We start from the raw sequence: 2,442 nt of genomic DNA, 5'->3' as shown, positions 1-2,442 counted from the left end.
TTTGATGATGTGATTATCGGTGCTCCCTTTGCTGACCAGAACGATGTTGCTGGGGCTGGCTCCAGCTACGTGGTGTTTGGCAGAAGCAGCTTTACTGATGAGGGTGTAATACGAGGTACGCCCGGGGATGATATCCTTACGGGTACCCCGGCAGCGGAACGCTTCGATGCGGGGGATGGCAATGATCGAATGATTGGCCGCGGCGGTGCGGATGTGTTTCTGGGTGAACCAGGTAATGATTATATCCGGGTATCCGACCCTGGCTTCCGTTTAGTTGATGGCGGCATCGGCAACGATGTCCTGGCTTTGGGCGGCAGTGACTTGAATCTGAATCTGACTGACATGGGCGGCAAAATCAGCGATATCGAAACCATTCGCCTGTTTGGCACCGGTGACAATACCTTGACGTTAACCGCAGCGGATGTGCTCAATCTGTCGGATACAACTAATACCCTGAGAGTCAATGGCAATGAAGGCGATCGCATCGTTGGATTAAGCCATGGCTGGGGAGATGGCGGTGTTCATGGTGATTTTCATACCTTCTTTAATGATGCGGCAGTGCTGCTGGTGGGCGTAAATGTGACGACGGATTTTGTTTAAAAAACCGTCATTTCGAGCGCGGCGAGAAATCTATGTTGTTGATTCCCAAGATTCCTCACTGCGTTCGGAATGATAAATGTCGGTTATTGAGGCCTTCATCTCTATCCATCACAAAACCGCTCAGGTTGTCAGTAGGATTTTTCAAAGTAGTATTCACTTCATTATTTGCAAATAACGCAATAAGCATTTCTTTCAAGTAAGTTTTATTGATGAATTTTCTGAAGGAGTTCTTATCATGGCAATACCAACAATTAACTTATCCAGTCTCGATGGTAGTAACGGTTTCCGCCTTGATGGGGCGGCGGCTGATTATTCAGGCGAATCAGTCAGCAATGCGGGGGATATCAACGGTGATGGTTTTGATGATGTGATTGTCGGTGCTCGCTTTACTGATGTGAACGGCAATGAGTCCGGATCCAGTTACGTGGTATTTGGTAAGGCTTCTGGTTTTGATGCCACACTAAATTTATCCAATCTCGATGGCAGCAACGGTTTCCGCCTGGATGGGGTGGCGGCGTATGATTTTTCGGGTTTGCCGGTTAGCAGTGCCGAGGACGTCAACGGTGACGGTTTTACTGATTTGCTTGTCGGTGCCCGCCTTGCTGACGTGAACGGTAACTACAACGCCGGATCCAGTTATGTGGTGTTTGGCAAGGCTTCTGGTTTTGATGCCGCACTGGATTTATCCAGCCTCGATGGCAGCAATGGATTCCGCTTGGATGGAGAAGCGGCGTATGATTATTCGGGTTTTTCGATCAGTGATGCCGGGGATGTTAACGGCGATGGTCTTGCTGACTTGATTGTTGGTGCTCCCTTTGCTGACTCTAACGGCAGTGATTCCGGCTCCAGTTATGTGGTATTTGGCAAGGCTTCGGGTTTTGATGCCACGCTGGACTTATCCAACCTCGATGGCAGCAACGGTTTCCGCCTGGATGGGGCGGCGGTAAACGATCTTTCGGGCGAATCGGTCAGCAGTGCGGGAGACGTGAACGGCGACGGTTTTGCTGACCTGATTATCGGTGCTCGCTTTGCTGACCCAAACGGTAGTGTCTCTGGCTCCAGTTATGTGGTGTTTGGCAAGGCTTCCGGTTTTGATGCCACGTTGACGCTATCCAGTCTCGACGGTAGCAACGGTTTCCGCCTGGATGGAGAAGCGGCGGATGATTTTTCGGGCCAATCGGTTAGCAGTGCCAGAGACATCAATAATGATGGTTTTGATGATGTGATTATTGGTGCGTTCGGTGCTGATTCAAACGGCAATAGCTCCGGCTCCAGTTATGTGGTGTTTGGCAAGGCTTCCGCTTTTAGTGCCACGCTGGACTTATCCAGTCTCGACGGCACTAACGGTTTTCGTCTGGATGGAGAAGCGGCGGATGATTTTTCGGGTTTTTCAGTCAGCAGTGCAGGAGATGTGAATGGTGACGGCTTTGCTGATTTAATTATTGGTGCTGATGGAGCTGATCCGAACGGTGATTTCTCTGGTTCCAGTTATGTGGTGTTTGGCAAGGCTTCGGGTTTTGCTGCCACGCTGGACTTATCCAGCCTCGATGGCAGCAACGGTTTCCGCCTGGATGGAGAAGCAGCGCATGATTATTCAGGTATTTCAGTCAGTAGTGCCGGGGATGTCAACGGTGACGGCTTTGCTGATTTAATTATTGGTGCTTCTGGTGCTGACCCGAATGGTAACGGATCGGGATCCAGCTATGTGGTGTTTGGCAGAAGCAACTTTATTGATGATGGTGTGATACGTGGCACTCCCGGGGATGATGTCCTCACGGGCACATCAGCAGCAGAACGCTTCGAGGCGGGGGATGGCAATGATCGAATGATCGGTCGCGGTGG

1 protein-coding gene and 1 pseudogene are annotated in these 2,442 nt (G+C 50.6%); both read left to right on the top strand.

The window, feature by feature from the left end; genetic code table 11:
* Window positions 1–600 (top strand): calcium-binding protein (locus tag BM021_RS15645; protein WP_371116589.1); only part of this gene is annotated, 600 nt, incomplete at its 5' end.
* Window positions 601–835: 235 nt separating this feature from the next.
* Window positions 836–2,442: pseudogene (locus BM021_RS14845) on the top strand (hypothetical protein); the annotation flags it as partial.

This window comes from Nitrosomonas sp. Nm166, from assembly GCF_900112825.1.
Taxonomy (GTDB): Bacteria; Pseudomonadota; Gammaproteobacteria; order Burkholderiales; family Nitrosomonadaceae; genus Nitrosomonas.
Note: the sequence above shows the minus strand (reverse complement) of the source record. Positions and strands in the feature narration are given on the sequence as shown.